The sequence below is a fragment of the Acinetobacter sp. Li1LvA2 genome, assembly GCF_056156705.1.
In genome coordinates, this window is record NZ_JBSICF010000010.1 from 43,310 (window position 1) to 65,060 (window position 21,751).

Sequence of the window (21,751 nt, forward strand, 5' to 3'; positions counted from 1 at the left end):
CGGCATGACAACAAACAATTATGACTATGATTACCTCATTATTGGTTCAGGCTTTGGTGGTAGTGTTTCTGCCTGCCGTCTAACCGAAAAGGGCTACTCTGTTGCTGTAATGGAAATGGGGCGACGCTGGGAAGCTAAAGATTTTGCTAAAAATAACTGGAATACCCGCCGCTGGATTTGGCGCCCGGGCATGAAACTTTTCGGTTATTTCAACATGCGTTTTTTTCGCCATGTCACCATTATTTGCGGTAATGCTGTAGGCGGTGGCTCAATTACCTATGCCAATACCCTACTTGTTCCACCTGAACATATTTGGGATGAAGGCACATGGGCAGATGCTGCGGACTGGAAAAATGAAATGCCACAGCACTATGCTGAAGCAGAACGTATGCTTGGGGTGACTGATAATAAAATTTTCGGTCCTGCCGACCACATGCTAAAAAAAATGGGCGATGCAGTTGGTGTGGGTCATACGTTTAAACCGACTCGTGTTGCAACCTTCTTTCCCCCTGAAGGTGAACAAGGCGGCAAGACCTACCCTGACCCATACTTTAACGGCGAAGGTCCAGACCGCGGAACCTGTAGCGCATGTGGCGGCTGTATGACGGGTTGTAAACACAACGCAAAAAATACTTTAGATAAAAACTATTTGTACTTTGCCGAAAAAAATGGCGCCAAGGTTTACGAAGAAACCAAAGTTGTTGACGTTAAACCACTCAATGGTAAAGCCGATGGCAGCGATGGCTATGAAGTCACGACTGAGTGTTCAAGCTCATGGTTTAACAAACAGCGCCGTACTTGGCGTGTTCGTAATGTGATTTTCTCGGCATCGTCCTTGGGTACTCAAGAGATGTTGTTCCGTTTAAAACAGTCCGGTTCTCTGCCAAATATTTCTGATGACTTGGGTAATCGGGTTCGTACCAATGCTGAGTCGATTTTAGGCGTTCGCTTTTTTGGTAAAGATGTCGACATGAGTAAAGGTGTTGCCATTGGTTCAAGTATTTACCTTGACCATGACACTCACATTGAAGCGACGCGTTACCAAACTGGTTCAGATGCCATGGGCCTCATGTGTACTTACATGGCTAAAGGTAAACCGGGTTGGACGCGTATCTTCTTTTGGTTATGGGCACTTATTTGCCATCCATTTATTTTCCTTCGCATGAGTAATCCTGTTAGTTTTGCACGTCAAACTTTAATCTTCTTGGTGATGCAAACAGCTGATGCCTCCATTAATATGCGCTTGAAACGTAATTGGTTCTGGCCTTTTGGTAAGGTGTTATCGAGCGAAGGGAAAAAGCTACCTGTGTATATTCCGCAGGCCAATGCATTTACCGAAAAAGTCGCAAAAATGTTTAATGGTCACCCAATGACGACCATTACCGAAATTTTGTTTAACGTGCCTTTTACAGCTCACTGTATGGGTGGTTGCGCAATTGCTTCAAGTGCAGAGCGTGGCGTGGTAGATGGACAAAATCGTGTCTTTAACTATAAAAACTTATACGTTGTAGATGGTTCAATGTTAGGTGCAAATTTAGGGGTTAACCCAAGTCTCACCATTACAGCTCTTGCGGAACGTGCAATGTCTTATATTCCTGCCAAACACACTTTGGATGAACATCAAGATAATACAATTAATGCAGAAACCGTAGAGATCACGAAAGTGCCTGCTTAAAATATAGATTTGTTTTATAAAAAAAGCCTATTTAAAAATAGGCTTTTTTTATTTCGCTTTTTAAATTACATCGCCACGGCTTTAGCACGAGCTGCATGCAACTTTTTATAGCTCTCGATCAGACGTAAATGGCGGTCAAGTCCTTCTAGTTTCATGCTTGTTGGTGTTAAACCATAGAAACGAACACTACCATCGACAGAACCTAATACCGCGTCCATTCGCGTGTCACCAAACATACGACGGAAATTCGTAAGGTAATCTTCAAGCTCTAGTTCTTCATCTAACATCACTTCAAGCACTACGTTCATGCACTGATAGAACAAGCCACGCTCAACGGTGTTGGTGTTATATTGCAAGTAAGTTTCGACAAGTTCTTTTGCTTCTTCAAATTGTTGTAAAGCAACATAAATCAGCAATTTCAACTCTAAAATTGTGAGCTGTCCCCAAACTGTATTGTCATCAAATTCAATGCCAATGAGTGTAGTGATTTCAGTGTAATCATCTAGCTCACATTCTTCTAAGCGCTCAACCAATGCCTCAAGCTGTTCATCATCCAAACGGTGTAGATTTAGAATATCTTCACGGAATGAAAGTGCTTTATTGGTATTGTCCCAAATCAAATCTTCAACCAGATAAATTTCTGAGTAATCCGGTACTAAAATACGGCAAGCAGTCGCACCTAAGTGCTCGTACACTGCCATATACACTTCTTTGCCCATCTCTTCGAGAATGCCAAACAATGTTGCAGCTTCTTCTGCATTCGACTCTTCGCCTTCGCCAGAAAAATCCCATTCAACAAAGTCATAGTCAGATTTAGAGCTAAAGAAGCGCCAAGATACCAAACCGCTTGAGTCAATAAAGTGCTCAACAAAGTTATTTGGTTCAGTGACCGCATTACTTTGGAAAGTCGGTTGAGGTAAATCATTTAAGCCTTCAAAACTACGACCTTGAAGTAATTCAGTCAGACTACGTTCCAACGCAACTTCAAAACTTGGATGCGCACCGAAAGACGCAAACACCCCACCCGTACGCGGGTTCATTAAAGTCACACACATTACAGGGAACTGGCCGCCTAATGATGCATCTTTAACTAATACAGGAAAACCTTGCTCTTCTAAACCTTTAATACCGGCAACAATACTTGGGTATTTTGCTAATACTTCTTCAGGAACATCTGGAAGTGCAATTTCACCTTCTAAAATTTCACGTTTAACAGCACGTTCAAAAATTTCTGACAAGCATTGAACTTGGGCTTCTGCCAAAGTATTACCCGCACTCATACCATTACTTAAGTACAAGTTTTCAATTAAATTTGATGGGAAATATACAACTTCACCATCAGACTGGCGCACAAAAGGTAGCGAGCAAATGCCACGCTCTACGTTGCCTGAATTGGTGTCATATAAATGTGTACCCAGTAACTCATCATCCGGGTTATAAATCTCAAGACAGTATTCATCTAAGATTTCTTTAGGTAATTCACCATTTGGACCCGGTTTAAACCATTTTTCATCTGGATAATGCACAAATTCAGCATTGGCAATATCTTCACCCCAGAACTGGTCGTTATAGAAGAAGTTACAGTTTAAACGTTCAATAAACTCGCCTAATGCAGACGCCAAAGCACTTTCTTTAGTTGCACCTTTACCATTGGTAAAACACATCGGAGATTGTGCATCACGAATATGTAATGACCATACGTTTGGCACGATATTACGCCAAGATGCAATTTCGATCTTCATGCCCAAATTTGCCAAAATGGCAGACATATTGGCAATGGTTTCTTCTAGCGGTAGGTCTTTACCTTGAATATAAGTATGGTTTTCAGAAGTTAAGCTTGGCAATAACAATGCTTGTGCATCTGCATCAATGCTTTCCACTTCTTCAATAATAAATTCGGGACCCGTTTGAATCACTTTTTTAACAGTACAACGGTCAATCGAACGTAAAATCCCTTGGCGATCTTTCTCTGAAATATCGGCTGGTAATTCAATTTGAATTTTAAATGTTTGCTTATAGCGGTTTTCAGGGTCAACAATATTATTTTGCGATAAACGAATATTATCGGTTGGGATATCTCGAGCGGCACAATACACTTTTACAAAGTACGCTGCACACAATGCTGACGATGCTAAAAAATAGTCAAATGGGCCCGGTGCCGAACCGTCACCCTTGTAGCGAATTGGTTGATCGGCAATTACTGTAAAGTCATCGAACTTAGCTTCCTGTCGAAGATTGTCGAGATAATTAACCTTGATTTCCATGCTGGCACCTAAATATTTTTATGTGTCAGCACAGACACATAAAATTCTAAATATTGAAAAATAAGCCGAATCACAGCGAAGAAATTGACTTAAAAAAATGAGAGATTAAAGCCATGTGTTTAATGAACGACTCAATTGGCTTTAATAAGATTGGCGGTATTATAGAGTGATTTTGAGCAGTTGATAACTAAAGTTAAAACATTGATCGTCACAATGTTTTAACTTGTCTTAAATTTAGTTAAATATTAATCATTAAAATTTAAAGGTGTAATCGACATTTAACCGCGTTTCATTTGTCGAATGAAAGGTCATATTAGTCGGCATATCGTTGCGATAATGAGAAAAACGAGCTCTCATTCCCAAACCTTTTAACTTACCTTCAGGAATTTTATAGCCCAAATCAAATTCCATCGACTCTTCTTTAAAACGCTGATCGCCGTATTGCAATAAATCAATGTCTTCGCCTTTTGCATAGCGGGTCATAAAGCGTAGTCCATTTAACGAAACATCACCTAGTCGCGCATTTTTAAAGTCATATTCGTAACGAATCGAATAGACTTTTTCGTCTTTATTTGAATAGTCAGAGCTCATAAAATCAAGCACGACTGGACTTTCTGTTCCTGACAAAAATGGCAGACCAGTTGAACCAAAAGCCTGCATATAGCCCAAAGAAACCGTATGGTTTTGATAGTTTAAACCAAATAGGCCACTCAAATGTCGGTTATCAACCTCTCCTATTTTTTTACTTCCAGCTTCCTCACTATTAAAAAAACGTACATCACTTAAAAAGTTAAGCTGATCATTTAAAGGCTGCTTTCCGTTAAAACCCAAAAATTGTTGCCGGTAAATATCTTTGAGTTCAGCATGGTAAGCCCGTAGACGATAGTCCTTTAACTGATAGCTTCCACCCAATGTATAAAAAGAATCGGTAGTTGCCGCTTTGTCAAAACGATGGTTGATATTGTCTGTTCCAACATCGGTATAACGAATTGAATCGCGCTGACGTACTTCATCGACATAAAAGCCTTCAAGTTGAAGATTTGGAATTTCATTTGAAACAAAACGGATACCGCGATAAGTCTGTGGGAACAAACGCGCTGGCGATGAAAATATGGTTGGTAATTGTGGAACTAAATCTCCCACAAAAAGCTCATTTTTTCTAAATTTAGCCTTCCCAGTAATGCCGATTTTTCCATAATAATCATCACGCGAGTTATCGGTATTCACTGGTAATAATCCACTCCGCGCATAGTCATCAGCACGGCTTCCCATCAGGTTAAAACCTGCCATTGCCAGTACATCTACACCAAACCCAACTGTCCCTTCAGTATAACCAGACTGTCCTTTAAAAATTAAACCCTGCGCCCAGTCTCTGGCTGCTGTATAAGGATAAGGATCTTTTTTATAGTCTCGGTCAAAGTAAAAATTACGTAGTGTCAGCTCAGCTTTACTGTCTTCAATAAACTCGGCATGCACGACTTGAATAAATAATGGGCACAAGCCTACCCCCACCCATAATGGTGTCTTTTTCATTTTTTATCTCAACTATTTAATTTTTAATGGATTAAGGTGCTGTTTTAAGCGAGTAGTTTTGCTCTTTTTGACTGCGGTAAAAAGCATTACCTAAACTTAAAATCAGGAAAATAGCCAAAATAAAGACCACACCGTAATAGGCATACAGTGTTGCGGGTGCTATACCTTTATCCAGAAAAATGCCTGCAACCGTTGGCGATAAAATTGCCCCAATTCGTCCAAAACCAATTGCATAGCCCACGCCGCGACTACGAATTTCAGCATCGTAAATTGTTGGGGAAATCGAATATAAACCTGCTACACAGCCATTAATAAGTGTGCCAAGTAATAACCCCACCATGAGTGCAATGCTGACTTGAGATGAGACTGCGACAAATAGGAAAACACATGCCGAGGTTAGCCCTAAAAATAGGCTTAAGGCATAGAAAATTTTCATGCGTGATGCCAATAAACCAATAATGGCTGCCCCGAAAATCCCACCAATACTAATTAAAATGCCGGTACTTACACCTTGGTGTGGCGACATCCCCATTGAAATAAGAATTTTTGGTGTCCAGCTCATCACGAAGTAAAAGCCAAACATCACTAAAAAGAATGCAAACCACAAACAAAGTGTTTGAAATCCAAGTTGTCCAGCAAATAATTTGCCTAGTTCACTGCCATTTTGTGTGTTGATTTTTTCATAACGAGGTAGGGTTGGTAATACTTCAAGCCCCATACGAGTGACAGTTGTATTAACTCTTTCTAGAGCCTGTTTTGGTCGTTTCGCGAGTAAATAATCTAAAGATTCTGGTAATAACCATGCGCTAATGAGTAGCATTGCAATGGTAGTAACCCCGCCCGCTAGAAAGATTGAGCGCCAACCTAAATGCTCAATCAAAGCTAGTGATAGCACTCCACCGAGTGTCGCGCCAATTCCATAACCAGTAGACATCAAACTCACTGCAAGACTACGCCAACGAGCATTGGCATATTCACTTGCCAACACATTACTGCTGGCAAGAATCCCACCTACCCCAATTCCGGTAATGAACCGAAGTGCTGCTAACATACCGTGGCTTTGTACTAAAGCACAGCCCAACATGCTAAGACCTGCAATGACAAGACAAACCAAGATGAGTAAACGACGACCGATTTTATCGGCTAAAGGTGCGAGAAAAATGGAACCGGCAGCCATTCCAAAAAGGCCAGAACTCAGCAATAAACCAATTTGTGCCCCTGAAAGTGACCATTCTGCCGACACGGATGGCGCGGTAAAAGCCATCACCATCACATCGAAGCCATCAATAATATTGAGACAAATACAGATCAAAATAACGAACCATTGGTAACGGCTCATGTTGTTTTGATTGATCTCACTTAGAACGTCTCTTTCCATTTGTGTATCTCCCTTGGATAAGACATACACACGACATTGCTGATATGAGCGATTGGGTGGTTATGCACATCCGTATCCATAATGACCTAGAGGAATATTTGTTTTTTGAGCATCCTGCTCTTTTTCTATACTGAATATTTGGATCCAAAAAATCAACTAAAATTATAAATGGATTATTAAAAAATATATAAACACATAAATTATATAAGTATAAAATTATTAAAAACATAAAATTAGGATGCTTGAATATTTTTATGGATCCATATTAAAAAATCTATTATGATCGATTCCAGAGCATTTTTTAGCCAAAAAAGTTCAGTTCATTTTTATGGAATGCAAGATGCATTTTCAAACTTCAAAGGATTGTTGTTATGAAACTCAAAAGAGTAAGCCAGCTTACATTGGGACTTTTTTTTGCCAGCCAATTGTTTTACACAGCGCAAGCAGCACCTCCAAAAAATCAACAACCACCTAACATCATGATTATTTTGGCCGATGATCTTGGTTTTTCAGACATTAGCGCCTATGGCGGCGAAATTAAAACTCCTCATATTGATAGCCTGTTAAAGCAAGGAAAAATGCTTTTTAATTTTCATGCTTCTTCGATGTGCTCACCGACACGTGCGCAACTTATGACAGGTGCAGATAACCACTTGGTGGGTTTAGGTGCCATGTATGAAACGTCAAAACGACAAGAAAAATTGGTTGGCGCCGATAGTCCGCGTGCACTACTCAAAATTGATGGATATTCAGGTCACTTAACGCAAAATGCTTATACACTCGCAGAAATTTTAAAGACTAAAGATTATTACACCTTCATGGTCGGTAAATGGCACTTAGGTTATGCTCCCGAACAAAACCCTAAAGCCCGTGGTTTCGATCAATCTTTTGCCCTGCTCGATGGCTTCGATTTACACTTTAAAGACCAACCTAAAAACTATCCGCGCAATACCCAGTACACTGAAAATGGTCAAAAGGTTACTTTGCCTGACAACTACTACTCAACCGACTTTTTTACACAAAAAGCCTTTGAGTACTTAGATAAAAATAAAGCACAAAAACCATTTTTTGCTTACCTAGCCTATACGGCTCCACACTGGCCATTACAAGCACCTGCTCATTATAGAGACCTATACAAAGGTAAATACGATCAAGGCTACAATACAATTCGTAAACAACGCTTTGAGAGACAAAAGCAACTAGGATTGATTCCCGCAAACGCAGAATACCCAGTCGAGCGTGGCAACGAAGCTTTAGGTACCAAAAGCTGGAATGAACTCACCCCACAAGAGCGCAAATATGAAGCGCGTAAAATGGAAGTTTATGCTGGCATGGTTACCCAGTTAGACGACCGCGTGGGCGATGTCATTCAATATCTTAAAAAGCATCATTTATATAACAACACTTTGATTGTGTTTATGTCAGATAACGGCGCTGAAGGTGGTGATCACAATTTCCCAATGGGTGATGCCGACAATCGTTATGAAAATATAGGCAACGCCAGCTCATATGTTTATATGGGACCACGCTGGGCCGAAGTGAGTAGCACACCATTTACGCACTGGAAGTCAGCCGCTTCAGAAGGCGGTGTGCGAGTTCCATTTATTGTTAAATCGCCTGTGCAAATTTCTAAACAACATGGAATCAACAATAACTTTGCAACAGTCAGAGATATATTCCCAACTGTGATGGAGCTAGCTGGTATTCAAAATAATCAAATCTATCCAGCCTCAAGCACCAAAATTAAACCGTCAGGCTTTAGTCTAATCCCTGCTTTTAAAAACAATAATGCCCGCATTCGACCTGTCAATTATTATGACTTCAAAGAATTACATGGCAGCCGCTACGCCAAAAATGATGAATGGAAACTCGTTGAAAACTCACCTTCTAAATTTAAAAGCCACGGCTGGGAACTCTATAACTTAAAAACAGATTTTAATGAACAACATAATGTTTACGCAGAACATTCCGAGATCGTCAAAGTCTTAAACGATAAATATCTAAGATATGCCGATGAAAATGGTGTCGTGGATTTTGAGCAATACAACAAAAAGTAGAGAAAACCAGATGAAACAGATCATGATGCTTTCATCGTTCCTATTACTTTGTGCATGTCAAAAAACCACGCCACAACTAGAACAGACCACCTTACCCGACTTAGGTACTCAAGCTAAATGTTCTTCTTTTTCAGGCCTTCCTTCGAGTTGGCCTAAAAATAAAGAAGCCGGTATGGTCAAACTTCCGCAAGGAAAAATTGTTTTAGGCACCACACAAGGTTATGAAGATGAACGCCCATTAAACTTACAGGCAACTTCAGTTCCCGCTTTTTTAATTGATGCAACTGAAGTCACCAATGCTCAATTTCAAGAGTTTGTTAAGCAAACGGGTTATGTCACCGATGCAGAAAAGCAAGGTGGTGCAGCTATGTTTGTACAGCCAGATCATCCAGTTGAAGAACTACAGTGGTGGCGATTTGAAAAAGGTGCCAATTGGAAACACCCATGGGGCCTAAATAACCCTAAACAACCAGCACCTCATGAGCCCGTTCGGATGGTGACATGGAATGATGCCTACGCTTATGCAAACTGGCTAGGTCACGACTTACCGACCGAGCTTGAGTGGGAATATGCAGCCAAAGGTTTTCAGCAAAACTCAGATATTGGCCCTATTCATGAAGGCCATATTACAGCCAACTTCTGGCAAGGTGAATTTCCATACAAAAATGTTCAGGAAGATGGTTTTAAGGATGTTGCTCCTGTTGGCTGTTTTAGTAAAAACCCATTTGGTTTATATGACTTGATTGGCAATGTATGGGAATGGACGCAAACACCCTATACAGGTCCAAGAGATCATCATATGGGAGACCCATCAAAGTATCGGCAAAGTCACGAACAGATTTTGCAATATACGATTAAAGGTGGATCTTATTTATGCGCGACCAATTATTGCGCGCGTTATCGTGCTGCCGCGAGGCATCCACAGGAACTCGACCTTGCAACTAGCCATGTCGGATTTAGAACAGTAAAACGCTTTTAAACGGATTTAAAAATGAAGCATATTTTTATTTATGGGATTTTATTCTCAGGGACAACCCTTGCCTGCTGTTTCGCTCATAGTGAAGCAGATATTAATTTTCAAAATACACTCACACTCAAAACATTCAACTTCGACAGACAATATGAAAATGGCACTAGTCCCGATACTCATAGCCTGAGCCAAGGCTTGATCTATCGTGGTGACTGGTCAACCAAGCTTAATGATGTACAGCTACACCTCAATCCAAGCATCCAATATGCATATCGCCTAAGTAGCGACCAACACACCAATGATATGGTCATACCCTTTGACCCTAACACCAAGAAACAAGCACAAGACCAAATTAAATATGGCTTAGGAGCTGGAGTTGAATATCAAAACTTTCGCATGAATATAGGTGAAATCACACCTGATTCACCACTGACTCCACAAGTGGATACCCATCAATTACGGGTGAACTATAAAGGCTTGGAATTAAAATATAAGACACCACAACAAAATTTCGAGCTAGGTTTGATTAACCGTTATTCGCCAAAAAATGAGGAGGACTACCACAAACTTGCCGTCTCAAAACATGAATCTGATGGGCTTTACTTTTTCCAGTGGGATGGGAAAACGCCTCAGTACCACTGGAAATTTTATAATGGTTACTTAACAGATCTTATCAATCAAAGTTACTTTGCTTTTGATTACCAATGGACAAAGCAGCACACCACAAAATTACGTGTGTTTCGCCACGACGATATCGGTAAATCAAAGCTTGGTGAATATGACAATACATCTGTAGGGGCCATGCATTTCATTAAACATGGAAACCTTACAACTGGAATTGGCTACCAAGAAAACTTTGGCAAAGATGGTATTCCAAAACTCGACAATATGCCCATCCCGCATATGGTGAACTGGACCTTAGGCGCATTTACCAAAGCAGACGAAAAGTCGTATCATTTCGTTGCCTCGTATGACTTTAAAGACTACATCAAGGGTCTAAAAGTGACCTATAAATATATTTATGGCGATTCATTTCAAACAATGAATCAAAATGATTTTGAGCAAGAAAGTGATGTGTTGATTCAGTACGACCTAAATGCTTGGATTAAAAATCTTAAGTTTCTTTTCTTAAATATTAACTACGACACCAAACACGGCAAAAGTCTGGATGAACAGCGCATGATGCTTCACTACACTGTTAATTTCTAAATTTTCACTCTCCATAATGGCTTAACCATAGTCATTATGGATCCAAATTAAGATGAATAAAAATTTAGCCTCTAAAATTCAAAATAAATATAAAAGTCTTTAATAGCAATTAAAAATATACAAAACAACCAAATTAAAAGATCAATATTTTTTAAAAAATATACTGCTTATCAATTGACCAATATTTTTATTTATTATAAATTGGATCCAATAAGTGATAAGGAGTCGTCACAATGTTTATTAAAAATGCTTGGTATGTAGCCTGCCGCCCAGAAGAAATCCAAGACAAACCACTAGGTCGCACCATCTGTGGTGAAAAAATTGTTTTTTATCGTGGCAAAGAAAACCAAGTTGCTGCCGTTGAAGATTTTTGTCCCCATCGCGGTGCCCCACTTTCACTTGGTTATGTCGAAGATGGCAATCTCGTGTGTGGTTATCATGGCTTAGTGATGGGTTGTGACGGAAAAACTGTTTCAATGCCAGCTCAACGTGTTAACGGTTTTCCTTGCAACAAAGCATATGCAGTTATTGAAAAGTTTGGTTTTATTTGGATATGGCCAGGCGAGAAAGCTTTAGCAGATGAAGCAAAACTTCCAACTTTAGAATGGGCAGATCACCCTGAATGGAGTTATGGCGGAGGCCTGTTTCACATCCAGTGTGACTATCGTTTGATGGTCGATAACCTCATGGATTTAACCCATGAAACCTATGTTCACTCAAGTAGTATTGGGCAAAAAGAGATTGATGAATCATTGCCTGTGACTAAAGTTGACGGCGACCATGTCATTACTGAACGCTATATGGAAAATGTGATCGCACCTCCATTTTGGCAAATGGCTCTACGCGGCAATCACTTGGCAGATGACGTACCTGTGGACCGTTGGCAACGTTGCCATTTCTTTGCGCCAAGTAATGTTCATATTGAAGTGGGTGTCGCGCATGCTGGACATGGCGGTTATCACGCACCGAAAGACAAAAAAGTTTCTTCAATTGTGGTCGACTTTATTACGCCTGAAACTGAAACCTCACATTGGTATTTCTGGGGAATGGCACGCAACTTCCAGCCAGACAATGCAGAACTCACCGATCAAATTCGTGAAGGCCAAGGCAAAATATTTACCGAAGATTTAGAAATGCTTGAGCAACAACAGCAAAATATTTTGAATAATCCACATCGCAAGTTACTCATGCTCAACATCGACGCAGGCGGTGTGCAGTCTCGTAAAGTGATTGAGCGACTACTTGCCGAAGAAAATAAAACACCTCCTGAAACGTCCACACAGAAGTTTCCAAACATTCGGATTATTTAAAGGAGCATAAACATGGACGTTATTATTCAAAAAATTCACCAGCTCACCCCGACCATTCGTGCTTTTGAATTGGTTGCAGCAAATGGTACGGAGCTGCCGAGTTTTGAAGCAGGTGCACATATTGATGTGCATCTGAAAAACGGTCTCACCCGTCAATATTCACTTTCAAACTGCTGCACTGAAAAGCACCGTTATGTGATTGGTGTTTTACATGATGCCAATTCACGCGGTGGCTCACGCTGCATCCACACTGAATATCGTGAAGGCGACCACTTAAAAATTGGTGAACCGCGTAATTTATTTGAAATTCACCCTCAAACCAAACAGGCAGTTTTATTTGCAGGTGGTATTGGTATTACCCCTATTTTATCGATGGCATATCGACTTAAAGCCGCCAATATTCCTTTTGAATTACATTACTTTGTTCGTAGTCATGAAATGATTGTCTTCTATGGCAACTTAACCGAACATTTTGGTGAACGAGTCCATTTTCACATTCAAGACCAACCAGACACGGAATGTAATATGGCAGAGGTTTTGGGCCAAGCTTCACCTGATAAACACTTATATGTGTGTGGACCTACAGGGTTTATGCAGTTTGTCATGAACTCGGCCGAACAAGCAGGTTGGCATAACGAACAGTTACATCAAGAGCATTTTGTCGCTCAAAAAGTAGATACGTCCAAAGATGAAGCTTTTACCATTGAAGTTAAAGGTACGGGCCGTCGAATTGAAGTATTACCAGAGCAGACTGCTACTGAGGCATTAATTGCAAATGGTTTTGATATTCCTGTTTCATGTGAACAAGGCATTTGCGGTACCTGTATTACCCGCGTGGTAGGGGGTACACCCGATCATCGTGATATGTTCATGACTGATGAAGAACATGCTTTGAACGACCAATTTACGCCCTGCTGTTCTCGTGCAAAAACTAAAAATCTTGTGATTGAGCTTTAACTCGAAAGTTCCTTTATTCAAATATAAAGGAACTTATTTCACTTTAAGCATTCAGAACATTTTTTAGCGTTTCACCCAAAATCACCACACTACTGTGTTCACGCATTAAAGTTTCAGCACGCCCTGCCTGACGATGTACCAACGCATCAAAAATCGAACAATGTTGCAAATGTGCATAGTGCAAACGGCGATATTCTGACAAAGCTTGGTTCTGGTCGTAGGTAATGGCTTGAGCAGAAGCCATCGGCAATTGATTGTTTTTTGCTAAAGCTTGTATGAGTGCGACGTTTTGTGCGCCCTCAATAATCGTGTCATGAAAGATGACGTTAAAATGGTGATAACGTTCTAGTTCAACATCGCCAAATTCGTCTTTATCATTAAAGAGTTTTTCAGTTTCTTGAATGCAATGTTGCAGCGTCTTTTTCTGCTCTTCGCTTAAGCCTTGTTCTGCCAAAGTTTTCGCAGCCAATCCTTCCAGCACACCTCGCACTTCAAGTGCATCATGAACAAGTTGTTCTGAAATTTCACGAACCGTGTAACCACGAGTTGGGTTTTTAATGAGGAGGCCTTCTTGCTCGAGCAACCGAAAGGCAATACGAACAGGCTGCCTTGAAACGCCAAGTAACTCGGCAGTCGGAATTTCGGCAATTCTGGCACCGCCTTCAAGTTCCCCTGAAATAATCATTTTTCTTAGTTTAAGTAAAACTTGTTGTCCTGAAGACATTCGCTGCCACACATCACCAAAAACGTCACTTCGATGCTAGCAAGTTCATTTGTAAAATGAAATAAATTTTCTGTGTGAATCAGTGCTTAAGCATTTCTAGTGAGTTTAAGAAATTAAACCGCACCCTACACTCGATTAAAGGTTTTTAAGATTATTCACCATAATATCGAGGTTGTTACGAATTAAATAAGCCAAGTTAATATCAATACCTTCCAGCATTTTTTCTTCGACTTTTAAAACCACTTCATTGCATTTATTCAGCTTATCAATACCGCTGTCGGTCAGCGTAATTAAAATACGGCGGCCATGTGTTGGGTCTGGTTTTTTCTCAATCCAGCCATTCACCAGTAAATCTTGCAAAATTTTGTTGGCCGACTGCGGCTTAATGAAAGACCGCTCAGCAAGCTTGGCATTGGATACATTACTTTTTGAAGCTAAAACAGAAAGCGCAGTAAATTGCGGCAAGGTAATCTCAAGCTCTTTTAAATGTTCTGTTAAATGTTTACTAATAATTCTGTCAACACGAGCAATCATGTAACTTAACTTAGGCTCATCTTCTACTTTTTTTTGAACTGAATTCGAACGTACCATAACCTTTCAATCATCATAAGAAAATCTGTAATGAAAGTATGAGGCGCTAACCCCATACTTTCGTTAAAACTTAGCGAGCACCTGAGCTTTGTACTAAATGTACAGGCTGTTTAGGTTTTTTGACAAGAAGTAATGCAGAGATCGCTGCAATTAAAATCACTGGAATGCTTGAACCAATCACAATGGTTGAGCTTTGACCAAGCGAGAGTAAAAAACCAGCCATTAAAGGTCCTGCAAAAGAACCAATACGTCCAATTGCAACTGCCGCCCCTACTCCAGTTCCACGCATTTCAGTTGGATAATACATGGCAGCCAACCCGTATAGTGCCGATTGTCCACCCACAATAAATAACCCACAACCTACTGCCGAAAGTGCAAGTAAAGCAACGGTTGGAGAAATGGCTAAACAACAAAGCGAGAATAAGATACCTAGATAAATCAGCTTAATGACAAAACTCATGCGTAATTTATCAAGCAATACACCCATTAAGATTGAACCTAAAATTCCGCCAACGTTGTAGCCCATCTGTACATAGTTTGCTTGCAGCTTCGATAAACCTTGTGCCCCCATGAGTAGCGGTAACCAGTTCAACAAGAAATACAACACGACTAATGTGCAGAAAAAACTTACCCAAAGCTGAATGGTCGACATACGGCGTTCTTTGGCAAATAAAACCTCAAAGAATGGTGTCGTTTTTTGGGCCTGCACTCTACGTTGCAGGTAATCATTTGATTCAGGTAAAAAGCGCATAATGAGTGGAATGAGTAAAATAGGCGCGATACCACCAATATAGAAAATATGACGCCACTCTGCATCGCCTGCCAACGACATGGCAACCACAGAAGTAAGTAATCCACCAAACGGAATGCCACTATACATAACACTTACCGCTTTGCCCTTGTGCTGGTCAGGCACAGCTTCAGAGGCAAGTGTAATCATCATCGGAAGTGCCCCACCCATTCCTAAACCAGTACAAAAACGAATGAGTAACAGCAAACTAAAGTTAGCAGCATAAGCCGTTAGCAAAGACATAATTCCAAAAAGTAAAATACTAAAAATCAGAATTTTCTTACGCCCGACAATATCGGCAAATCTACCGCCCAATATGGCACCTGGTAATGTTCCTAAAATTGCAGCACTAAATGCCCACGCCATCTGACCATTGTCTAACATAAACTCAGCCCGCATTCTTGGAGCGGCTACTCCCATTGACTGAAGATCAAAACCTTCAAAAATTGCTATTGCAAAGCATAATAGCAACGTGATTTTTGCCCTTGCAGACTGTCCTAATATCTTTTCCATTGTGTTATCCCTTATTGACTAGTCGTTCCATTTAGCCCTTTGTGTATTATTGTTTAAACACATCAAAAATATCAGTTAAACTTACTAAAAAATCAACATATTTTTATATTAAATCATCAATAAAATTAATTAATACATAAAATACAATGAATTATAAAATATTTATGAAATTTTATAAAAAAGACTTGAATGTAAGTTTAACTGATATTAAATTAAATCCCAGAACAGCTAAAAATCATTCAAGGAGTATGAAGATGAGTTATGAAAACCGCTGGGAAACAGTAGATGTTAAAGTTGAAGATGGAATTGCATGGGTAACACTAAACCGCCCAGAAAAGAAAAATGCCATGAGCCCGACACTCAATCGTGAAATGATTGATGTACTTGAAGCGATAGAACTTGATCAAGATGCACGTGTGCTTGTGTTGACAGGTGCAGGTGATTCTTGGACAGCAGGCATGGACTTGAAAGAATATTTCCGTGAAGTCGACACTCAGCCTGAAATTTATCAAGAACGTATTCGCCGCGACTCATGCCGTTGGCAGTGGCAACTTCTTCGCATGTATTCAAAACCAACGATTGCTATGGTCAACGGCTGGTGCTTTGGAGGCGGTTTCTCACCGTTAGTGGCTTGTGACCTCGCAATTGCAGCAGATGAAGCAACTTTCGGTTTATCTGAAATTAACTGGGGGATCCCACCGGGTAACCTTGTAAGCAAAGCAATGGCAGACACTGTTGGTCACCGTGCCTCTTTGTACTACATCATGACGGGCAAAACATTTAGTGGTAAAGAAGCCGAAACGATGGGTCTTGTAAATAAAAGCGTACCCCTTGAACAGCTAAAAGCTGAAGTGACTGAGCTTGCAAACTGTCTACTTGAGAAAAACCCTGTGGTTCTTCGTACCGCTAAAAATGGCTTTAAGCGTTGTCGTGAACTCACTTGGGACCAAAACGAAGACTACTTATATGCCAAACTTGACCAATGTATCCACCGCGATACGGAAAATGGTCGCCAAGAAGGTTTGAAACAATTCTTAGATGAAAAATCAATTAAACCGGGTTTACAGAGCTATAAACGTACTGGTTAACTTTTGATTCTTTAATGGCAATGTAAGGACACAACCCATGCAAAATGTACAGTTACTTATTCACGGTCAATCTGTTGACGCATCAAATCAAGCAACTTTTGAGCGTATTAGCCCCATTGATGGATCAGTGGCAAGTAAAGCTGCTGCTGCAACACTGGAAGATGTTGATCGTGCAATAGACTCGGCACAACAAGCTTTTAAAATATGGTCGAAACTCTCGCCTACCGAACGCCGCTTACGTTTGTTAAAAGCAGCCGATTTAATGGACCAAAAAACTGAGCAATTCATTCAACTTGGAATGCAAGAAACAGGTTCAACTGCGACATGGTATGGGTTTAACGTTCACCTTGCTGCCAACATGTTACGTGAAGCCGCAGCCATGACCACACAAATTGACGGAAGCTTAATTCCGTCAGATGTGCCGGGCAATCTTGCAATGGGTGTGCGAGTTCCTTGTGGTGTGATTGTAGGGATTGCGCCTTGGAACGCCCCTGTCATTTTGGCAACACGTGCGCTTGCTATGCCTTTGGCATGTGGAAACACAGTGGTATTAAAAGCATCGGAAGCCTGCCCAGCAACACATCGTCTCATTGGTGAAGTGTTACATGAAGCAGGTCTTGGCGAAGGTGTGGTGAATGTAATTACGCATGCCGCTGAAGATGCACCACAAATCGTGGAGCGTTTAGTCTCTCACCCAGCCGTGAAGCGTATTAATTTTACGGGTTCAACCAAAGTCGGAAAAATTATTGCCGAGACTGCAGCTAAATATTTAAAACCTGTTTTACTTGAATTGGGTGGTAAAGCCCCTGTTGTGGTTTTAAATGAAGCTGACATTAATGAAGCCGTAAATGCAGTTGCTTTTGGAGCATTCTTTAATCAGGGTCAAATCTGTATGTCAACCGAACGTGTTTTAGTTCAAGACAATATTGCTGACCAGTTTATTGAAAAACTGATTGAAAAAACCCGCTCTATTCGGGCAGGTAATCCAACCTCAAAAGACAATGTACTCGGTGTTTTAGAAAGTCGACGTGCTGCAAACCGTATTCAACATTTGCTGGAAGATGCTCAAAACAAAGGTGCTGACTTACCTTTAGGCATTCATATTGAAGACACCACTATGCAACCAACGCTGGTGCTCAATATTAAACCTGACATGCTGCTTTACCGCGAAGAATCATTTGGACCTGTATGCACAGTTCAACGTTTTTCAAGCATTGAAGAAGGCGTAGCACTGGCAAATGACAGCGAGTTCGGCCTTTCTTCGGCAGTGTTTAGTCAAAATATTTCGCAAGCACTGGAAGTGGCTCAACAAATTGATTCGGGTATTTGTCACATTAACGGCGCAACCGTACATGATGAAGCTCAAATGCCATTTGGCGGAACAAAATCGAGTGGTTACGGACGTTTTGGTAGTAAAGTCTCTGTTGCCGAATTTACTGAACTACGCTGGATTACCATTCAAACCCAATCACGTCATTACCCGATTTAGTCAGGCTAATGCGGACAACAACATATTAAATAAAAATTGCATGATGCAAAAAAATAAAGCGCAGTGATGCGCTTTCCATGGAGTGAAAGAAATGCAAATGAATGCCACTCAATCACAAGACCGCGAACGGTTCGTAAAATTAGGGCAACATGATATTCATTATCACCATAAAGATGACACGCTCTATATCAGCCCAAAAGAGCAATTAAAACCGTATCCACAAAAACTGACAGATCGGTTAATTCATTTTGCACAAACCAAACCCGACCATATTTTTGCAGCAAAACGCAATGCTCAAGGTGAATGGGTCAAACTGAGTTATGCAGAAGTTTTACAACGTGCATGGCATATTGCTCAGGCTTTGCATGAACGTAAGTTAAGCCAAGAAAGACCTCTGGTCATTTTAAGTGGTAATGATCTTGAACATTTAACACTGTCTATGGCTGCCATGCTGGCAGGTGTGCCTTTCTCTGCTATTTCCCCTGCCTACTCTCTTATTTCTCAAGACTTTGGCAAACTCAAACATGTGTTTGAAGTACTTACACCTGGTATGGTCTATGCCAGCGATGGACAAGCTTTTGCCAAAGCCATTCAGGCATGTATTACATCCGACATTGAAGTGGTGACCAATAAAGGGATTGTGGGCGATCAGATCTGCACATCTTTTCAATCGCTATTAGATACGCCTGTTTCAAATGTTCAAGAGTTTTATCAAACCCTTGATGAAAACCAGATTGCCAAATTCTTATTTACATCAGGTTCAACCAAATTGCCTAAAGCTGTACCAACCACGCATTTAATGTTGTGTGTTAATCAGCAAATGTTATTACAGACTTTCCCTGAGTTTGAAGAAACACCACCTGTCCTACTCGACTGGCTATCTTGGCACCATACTTTTGGCGGCAGTCACAATGTCGGCATCGCGCTTTATAACGGCGGTACCATTTACATTGATGATGGCAAACCCGTTGCAGGAAAATTTGATGAAACCATTCGTAATCTGAAAGAAATTTCTCCAACCGTTTATTTAAATGTGCCAAAAGGTTGGGAAGAGCTCACCGAGGCTTTAGAAAAAGATGAAGAATTAAGAGACCGCTTTTTTGCCAAAGTTAAAATTTTATTCTTTGCAGGTGCAGCGCTTTCAGAAGCGGGTTGGAATAGACTCGATAAAATTGCTCAGCAACATTGCGGAGAAAAAATTCGAATTATGAGCGGACTAGGCATGACTGAAACCGCTCCGTCTTGTGCTTTTACCACTGGCCCACGTGTGATGGCTGGCTTTATTGGTTACCCTGCTCCGGGATGTGAAATTAAGCTAGTGCCATGTGGCGACAAACTTGAGTTCTGTGTTCGCGGCAAACATGTCATGAAAGGCTATTGGCGCTTAAAGGCAGACCAACAAAGTACTGTGTTTGATGATGAAGGCTTTTTCCACACAGGTGATGCTGTTCGTTTAGTCGATGTCAATGATCCGACCAAAGGTCTGATGTATGACGGACGAATTGCCGAAGACTTTAAACTTAACACGGGTACTTTTGTTAATGTCGGCACACTACGCAACAAAGTACTGATTCAAGGTAATTTACTGGTTCAAGATGTCTGCATTACAGGTTCGAACCTAAATGCTGTTGGTTTTCTGATTTTTCCAAAATTAGACGCTTGTGCTCAATATGCAGGCCTTAAGCTTGGTGAAAACTCTCCAACAGAGATATTACAACACCCTAAAGTCCAGCAATGGTTCCGCCAATTTTTAACGACCTTTAATAAAGATGCGACTGGTAGTTCAAATACAGTCTCAATGCTTTATTTAATGACCGAGCCACCTCAACTCGATGCAGGTGAAGTGACCGATAAAGGCAACCTCAATCAAGGCAATATTACCAAGCGTCGTGCTGCTTTAATTGATGAGCTTTATCAAAAGCAAACTGATAACCCGCTGATTATCCGAGTGCCCACTTTAAAGCAATAAGCAATTGAAATAAAAAAGGAAGCTCAAACTTCGGTTTGGGCCTTAGCCTCACTTTTGCCTAAAAAAAGGTTCAACATGCCACACGATACAGAATTTGAACTATTTCGGGACAGCTATCGCAGATTCTTAAAAGAACAGGTTGCTCCGTATTATGAACAGTGGGAACACGATGGCCTTATCCCACGTGATCTATGGCTTCGTCTTGGGGAAAATGGCTTTTTGTGCGTCGATGTGCCCGAGGAATATGGCGGTTACGGCGCTCCTGTCCATTACTCACTCATGTTGGTTCAAGAAACGGCTCAAGCTGGTTTTGCATCTTTAGCAGTTGCCATTGGCGGACAAAATGAGTTGGTCTCTCCTTACCTACAAAATATTGGAACTGAAGAGCAAAAACTATATTGGCTACCAAAAATGGTGACCGGCGAAGTCATCACTGCAATTGCCATGACAGAGGCCAATGCCGGTTCAGACTTACAGGCCATACGCACTCAAGCCATTTTAGAAAATGACCACTATCGTATTAATGGTTCAAAAACGTTTATCTCAAATGGTTTGCATGCCGACCTGATCGTTCTAGTAGCAAAAACTGATCCTCAAGCTAAAGCAAAAGGTATTTCAATTTTACTAGTCGATGCCACTTTAGAAGGCGTTAAAAAAGGCCGTTCATTACAAAAAATCGGGCTACATGCCCAAGATACAGCCGAACTGTTTTTTGATGATGTTTGTGTGCCTGCAACTCAGCGTTTGGGTGAAGAAGGACAAGGCTTTGCTTATTTAATGCAAGAGCTACCTCGCGAACGTTTAAGCATTTCAATGATGGCTTTGGGGTCCATTTTAGGCGCTATTCAAATTACTAAAGACTATGTACTAGAGCGTAAAGCTTTCGGACAACCTTTAAGTCAAATGCAAAACACACGCTTTGTGCTCGCAAATGCCCAAATCAAAGCAAAAGCCGCACAAGCCTTTGTAGACCAATGTGCAACGCTATATCAACAACACCAGTTAAGCGTAACCCAAGTTGCCGCATTGAAATGCTTTATCACCGATGTCCAATGTGAGGTGATTGACCAATTACTTCAGCTTTTTGGTGGCTACGGTTACATGCAGGAATACCCTATTTCACGCTTTTTTGTGGATGCACGGGTACAGAAAATTTATGGGGGCACCAATGAAATTATGAAAGAAATCGTAGCCCGAGAACTGCTCGGGAAATAATTCGATTTAAAACCAAACA

At 40.8% G+C, this 21,751-nt stretch carries 16 protein-coding genes; 10 read left to right on the forward strand and 6 right to left on the reverse strand.

Annotated elements, in window-relative coordinates:
• Positions 1 to 4: 4 nt before the first annotated feature.
• The gene (locus tag ACS604_RS16800; RefSeq protein ID WP_474772309.1) at positions 5 to 1,675 is read left to right on the forward strand and encodes a GMC oxidoreductase; all 1,671 of its coding nucleotides are present in this window, start codon (positions 5 to 7) and stop codon (positions 1,673 to 1,675) included.
• A gap of 65 nt (positions 1,676 to 1,740) precedes the next feature.
• Here the strand turns inward: ACS604_RS16800 and ACS604_RS16805 are convergent, their stop codons facing one another.
• From ACS604_RS16805 to ACS604_RS16815, 3 genes are all read right to left on the reverse strand, one after another.
• Positions 1,741 to 3,939 carry an OsmC domain/YcaO domain-containing protein gene (locus ACS604_RS16805; RefSeq protein WP_262521396.1) on the reverse strand — a complete coding sequence of 733 codons (2,199 nt, stop codon included), beginning with the start codon at positions 3,937 to 3,939 and terminating at the stop codon, positions 1,741 to 1,743.
• Positions 3,940 to 4,191: 252 nt separating this feature from the next.
• Positions 4,192 to 5,472: an OprD family outer membrane porin gene (locus ACS604_RS16810; RefSeq protein ID WP_474772311.1), complete on the reverse strand. Its 1,281-nt coding sequence runs from the start codon at positions 5,470 to 5,472 to the stop codon at positions 4,192 to 4,194.
• A 31-nt stretch (positions 5,473 to 5,503) separates the two neighbouring features.
• Entirely contained in the window at positions 5,504 to 6,850 is a 1,347-nt protein-coding gene (locus ACS604_RS16815) for an MFS transporter (RefSeq protein ID WP_353157051.1), read from the reverse strand.
• Between the two features lie 371 nt (positions 6,851 to 7,221).
• On the opposite strand from ACS604_RS16815, the gene ACS604_RS16820 reads away from it, so the two are divergent.
• The 5 genes from ACS604_RS16820 (at position 7,222) to ACS604_RS16840 (ending at position 13,353) form a co-directional block, all read left to right on the forward strand.
• Complete coding sequence (locus ACS604_RS16820) at positions 7,222 to 8,907, forward strand: arylsulfatase (protein WP_474772312.1); 1,686 nt, start codon at positions 7,222 to 7,224, stop codon at positions 8,905 to 8,907.
• A gap of 25 nt (positions 8,908 to 8,932) precedes the next feature.
• Positions 8,933 to 9,886, forward strand: a complete 954-nt coding sequence (locus tag ACS604_RS16825) for a formylglycine-generating enzyme family protein (RefSeq protein ID WP_353157083.1) — start codon at positions 8,933 to 8,935, stop codon at positions 9,884 to 9,886.
• Between the two features lie 12 nt (positions 9,887 to 9,898).
• The gene (locus tag ACS604_RS16830; protein WP_353157045.1) at positions 9,899 to 11,086 is read left to right on the forward strand and encodes an OprD family outer membrane porin; all 1,188 of its coding nucleotides are present in this window, start codon (positions 9,899 to 9,901) and stop codon (positions 11,084 to 11,086) included.
• A 233-nt stretch (positions 11,087 to 11,319) separates the two neighbouring features.
• On the forward strand, positions 11,320 to 12,396 hold the full coding sequence (locus tag ACS604_RS16835; RefSeq protein WP_353157042.1) for an aromatic ring-hydroxylating dioxygenase subunit alpha: 1,077 nt from the start codon (positions 11,320 to 11,322) through the stop codon (positions 12,394 to 12,396).
• A gap of 12 nt (positions 12,397 to 12,408) precedes the next feature.
• Positions 12,409 to 13,353, forward strand: a complete 945-nt coding sequence (locus ACS604_RS16840; RefSeq protein WP_474772313.1) for a PDR/VanB family oxidoreductase — start codon at positions 12,409 to 12,411, stop codon at positions 13,351 to 13,353.
• A 43-nt stretch (positions 13,354 to 13,396) separates the two neighbouring features.
• Here the strand turns inward: ACS604_RS16840 and ACS604_RS16845 are convergent, their stop codons facing one another.
• The 3 genes from ACS604_RS16845 to mhpT form a co-directional block, all read right to left on the reverse strand.
• Complete coding sequence (locus ACS604_RS16845) at positions 13,397 to 14,089, reverse strand: GntR family transcriptional regulator (protein ID WP_474772314.1); 693 nt, start codon at positions 14,087 to 14,089, stop codon at positions 13,397 to 13,399.
• A 123-nt stretch (positions 14,090 to 14,212) separates the two neighbouring features.
• On the reverse strand, positions 14,213 to 14,668 hold the full coding sequence (locus ACS604_RS16850) for a MarR family winged helix-turn-helix transcriptional regulator (RefSeq protein ID WP_325779510.1): 456 nt from the start codon (positions 14,666 to 14,668) through the stop codon (positions 14,213 to 14,215).
• Positions 14,669 to 14,738: 70 nt separating this feature from the next.
• A complete protein-coding gene (gene mhpT / locus ACS604_RS16855; protein ID WP_474772315.1) occupies positions 14,739 to 15,971 on the reverse strand; it encodes a 3-(3-hydroxy-phenyl)propionate transporter MhpT in 1,233 nt (410 codons plus the stop codon).
• Positions 15,972 to 16,219: 248 nt separating this feature from the next.
• On the opposite strand from mhpT, the gene ACS604_RS16860 reads away from it, so the two are divergent.
• The 4 genes from ACS604_RS16860 (at position 16,220) to ACS604_RS16875 (ending at position 21,732) form a co-directional block, all read left to right on the forward strand.
• On the forward strand, positions 16,220 to 17,059 hold the full coding sequence (locus ACS604_RS16860; protein WP_171067703.1) for a p-hydroxycinnamoyl CoA hydratase/lyase: 840 nt from the start codon (positions 16,220 to 16,222) through the stop codon (positions 17,057 to 17,059).
• Between the two features lie 37 nt (positions 17,060 to 17,096).
• The gene (locus ACS604_RS16865) at positions 17,097 to 18,548 is read left to right on the forward strand and encodes an aldehyde dehydrogenase (protein WP_474772316.1); all 1,452 of its coding nucleotides are present in this window, start codon (positions 17,097 to 17,099) and stop codon (positions 18,546 to 18,548) included.
• An 82-nt stretch (positions 18,549 to 18,630) separates the two neighbouring features.
• The gene (locus ACS604_RS16870) at positions 18,631 to 20,517 is read left to right on the forward strand and encodes a feruloyl-CoA synthase (protein ID WP_174740404.1); all 1,887 of its coding nucleotides are present in this window, start codon (positions 18,631 to 18,633) and stop codon (positions 20,515 to 20,517) included.
• A 75-nt stretch (positions 20,518 to 20,592) separates the two neighbouring features.
• Complete coding sequence (locus ACS604_RS16875) at positions 20,593 to 21,732, forward strand: acyl-CoA dehydrogenase family protein (RefSeq protein ID WP_151963532.1); 1,140 nt, start codon at positions 20,593 to 20,595, stop codon at positions 21,730 to 21,732.
• Positions 21,733 to 21,751: the final 19 nt, after the last annotated feature.

Bases quoted from the DNA above. Each gene is read 5' to 3' on its own strand.
- ACS604_RS16800 (WP_474772309.1), top strand. From the start codon at position 5: ATGACAACAAACAATTATGACTATGATTACCTCATTATTGGTTCAGGC.
- ACS604_RS16805 (WP_262521396.1), bottom strand. From the start codon at position 3,939: ATGGAAATCAAGGTTAATTATCTCGACAATCTTCGACAGGAAGCTAAG.
- ACS604_RS16810 (WP_474772311.1), bottom strand. From the start codon at position 5,472: ATGAAAAAGACACCATTATGGGTGGGGGTAGGCTTGTGCCCATTATTT.
- ACS604_RS16815 (WP_353157051.1), bottom strand. From the start codon at position 6,850: ATGGAAAGAGACGTTCTAAGTGAGATCAATCAAAACAACATGAGCCGT.
- ACS604_RS16820 (WP_474772312.1), top strand. From the start codon at position 7,222: ATGAAACTCAAAAGAGTAAGCCAGCTTACATTGGGACTTTTTTTTGCC.
- ACS604_RS16825 (WP_353157083.1), top strand. From the start codon at position 8,933: ATGCTTTCATCGTTCCTATTACTTTGTGCATGTCAAAAAACCACGCCA.
- ACS604_RS16830 (WP_353157045.1), top strand. From the start codon at position 9,899: ATGAAGCATATTTTTATTTATGGGATTTTATTCTCAGGGACAACCCTT.
- ACS604_RS16835 (WP_353157042.1), top strand. From the start codon at position 11,320: ATGTTTATTAAAAATGCTTGGTATGTAGCCTGCCGCCCAGAAGAAATC.
- ACS604_RS16840 (WP_474772313.1), top strand. From the start codon at position 12,409: ATGGACGTTATTATTCAAAAAATTCACCAGCTCACCCCGACCATTCGT.
- ACS604_RS16850 (WP_325779510.1), bottom strand. From the start codon at position 14,668: ATGGTACGTTCGAATTCAGTTCAAAAAAAAGTAGAAGATGAGCCTAAG.
- mhpT (WP_474772315.1), bottom strand. From the start codon at position 15,971: ATGGAAAAGATATTAGGACAGTCTGCAAGGGCAAAAATCACGTTGCTA.
- ACS604_RS16860 (WP_171067703.1), top strand. From the start codon at position 16,220: ATGAAGATGAGTTATGAAAACCGCTGGGAAACAGTAGATGTTAAAGTT.
- ACS604_RS16865 (WP_474772316.1), top strand. From the start codon at position 17,097: ATGCAAAATGTACAGTTACTTATTCACGGTCAATCTGTTGACGCATCA.
- ACS604_RS16875 (WP_151963532.1), top strand. From the start codon at position 20,593: ATGCCACACGATACAGAATTTGAACTATTTCGGGACAGCTATCGCAGA.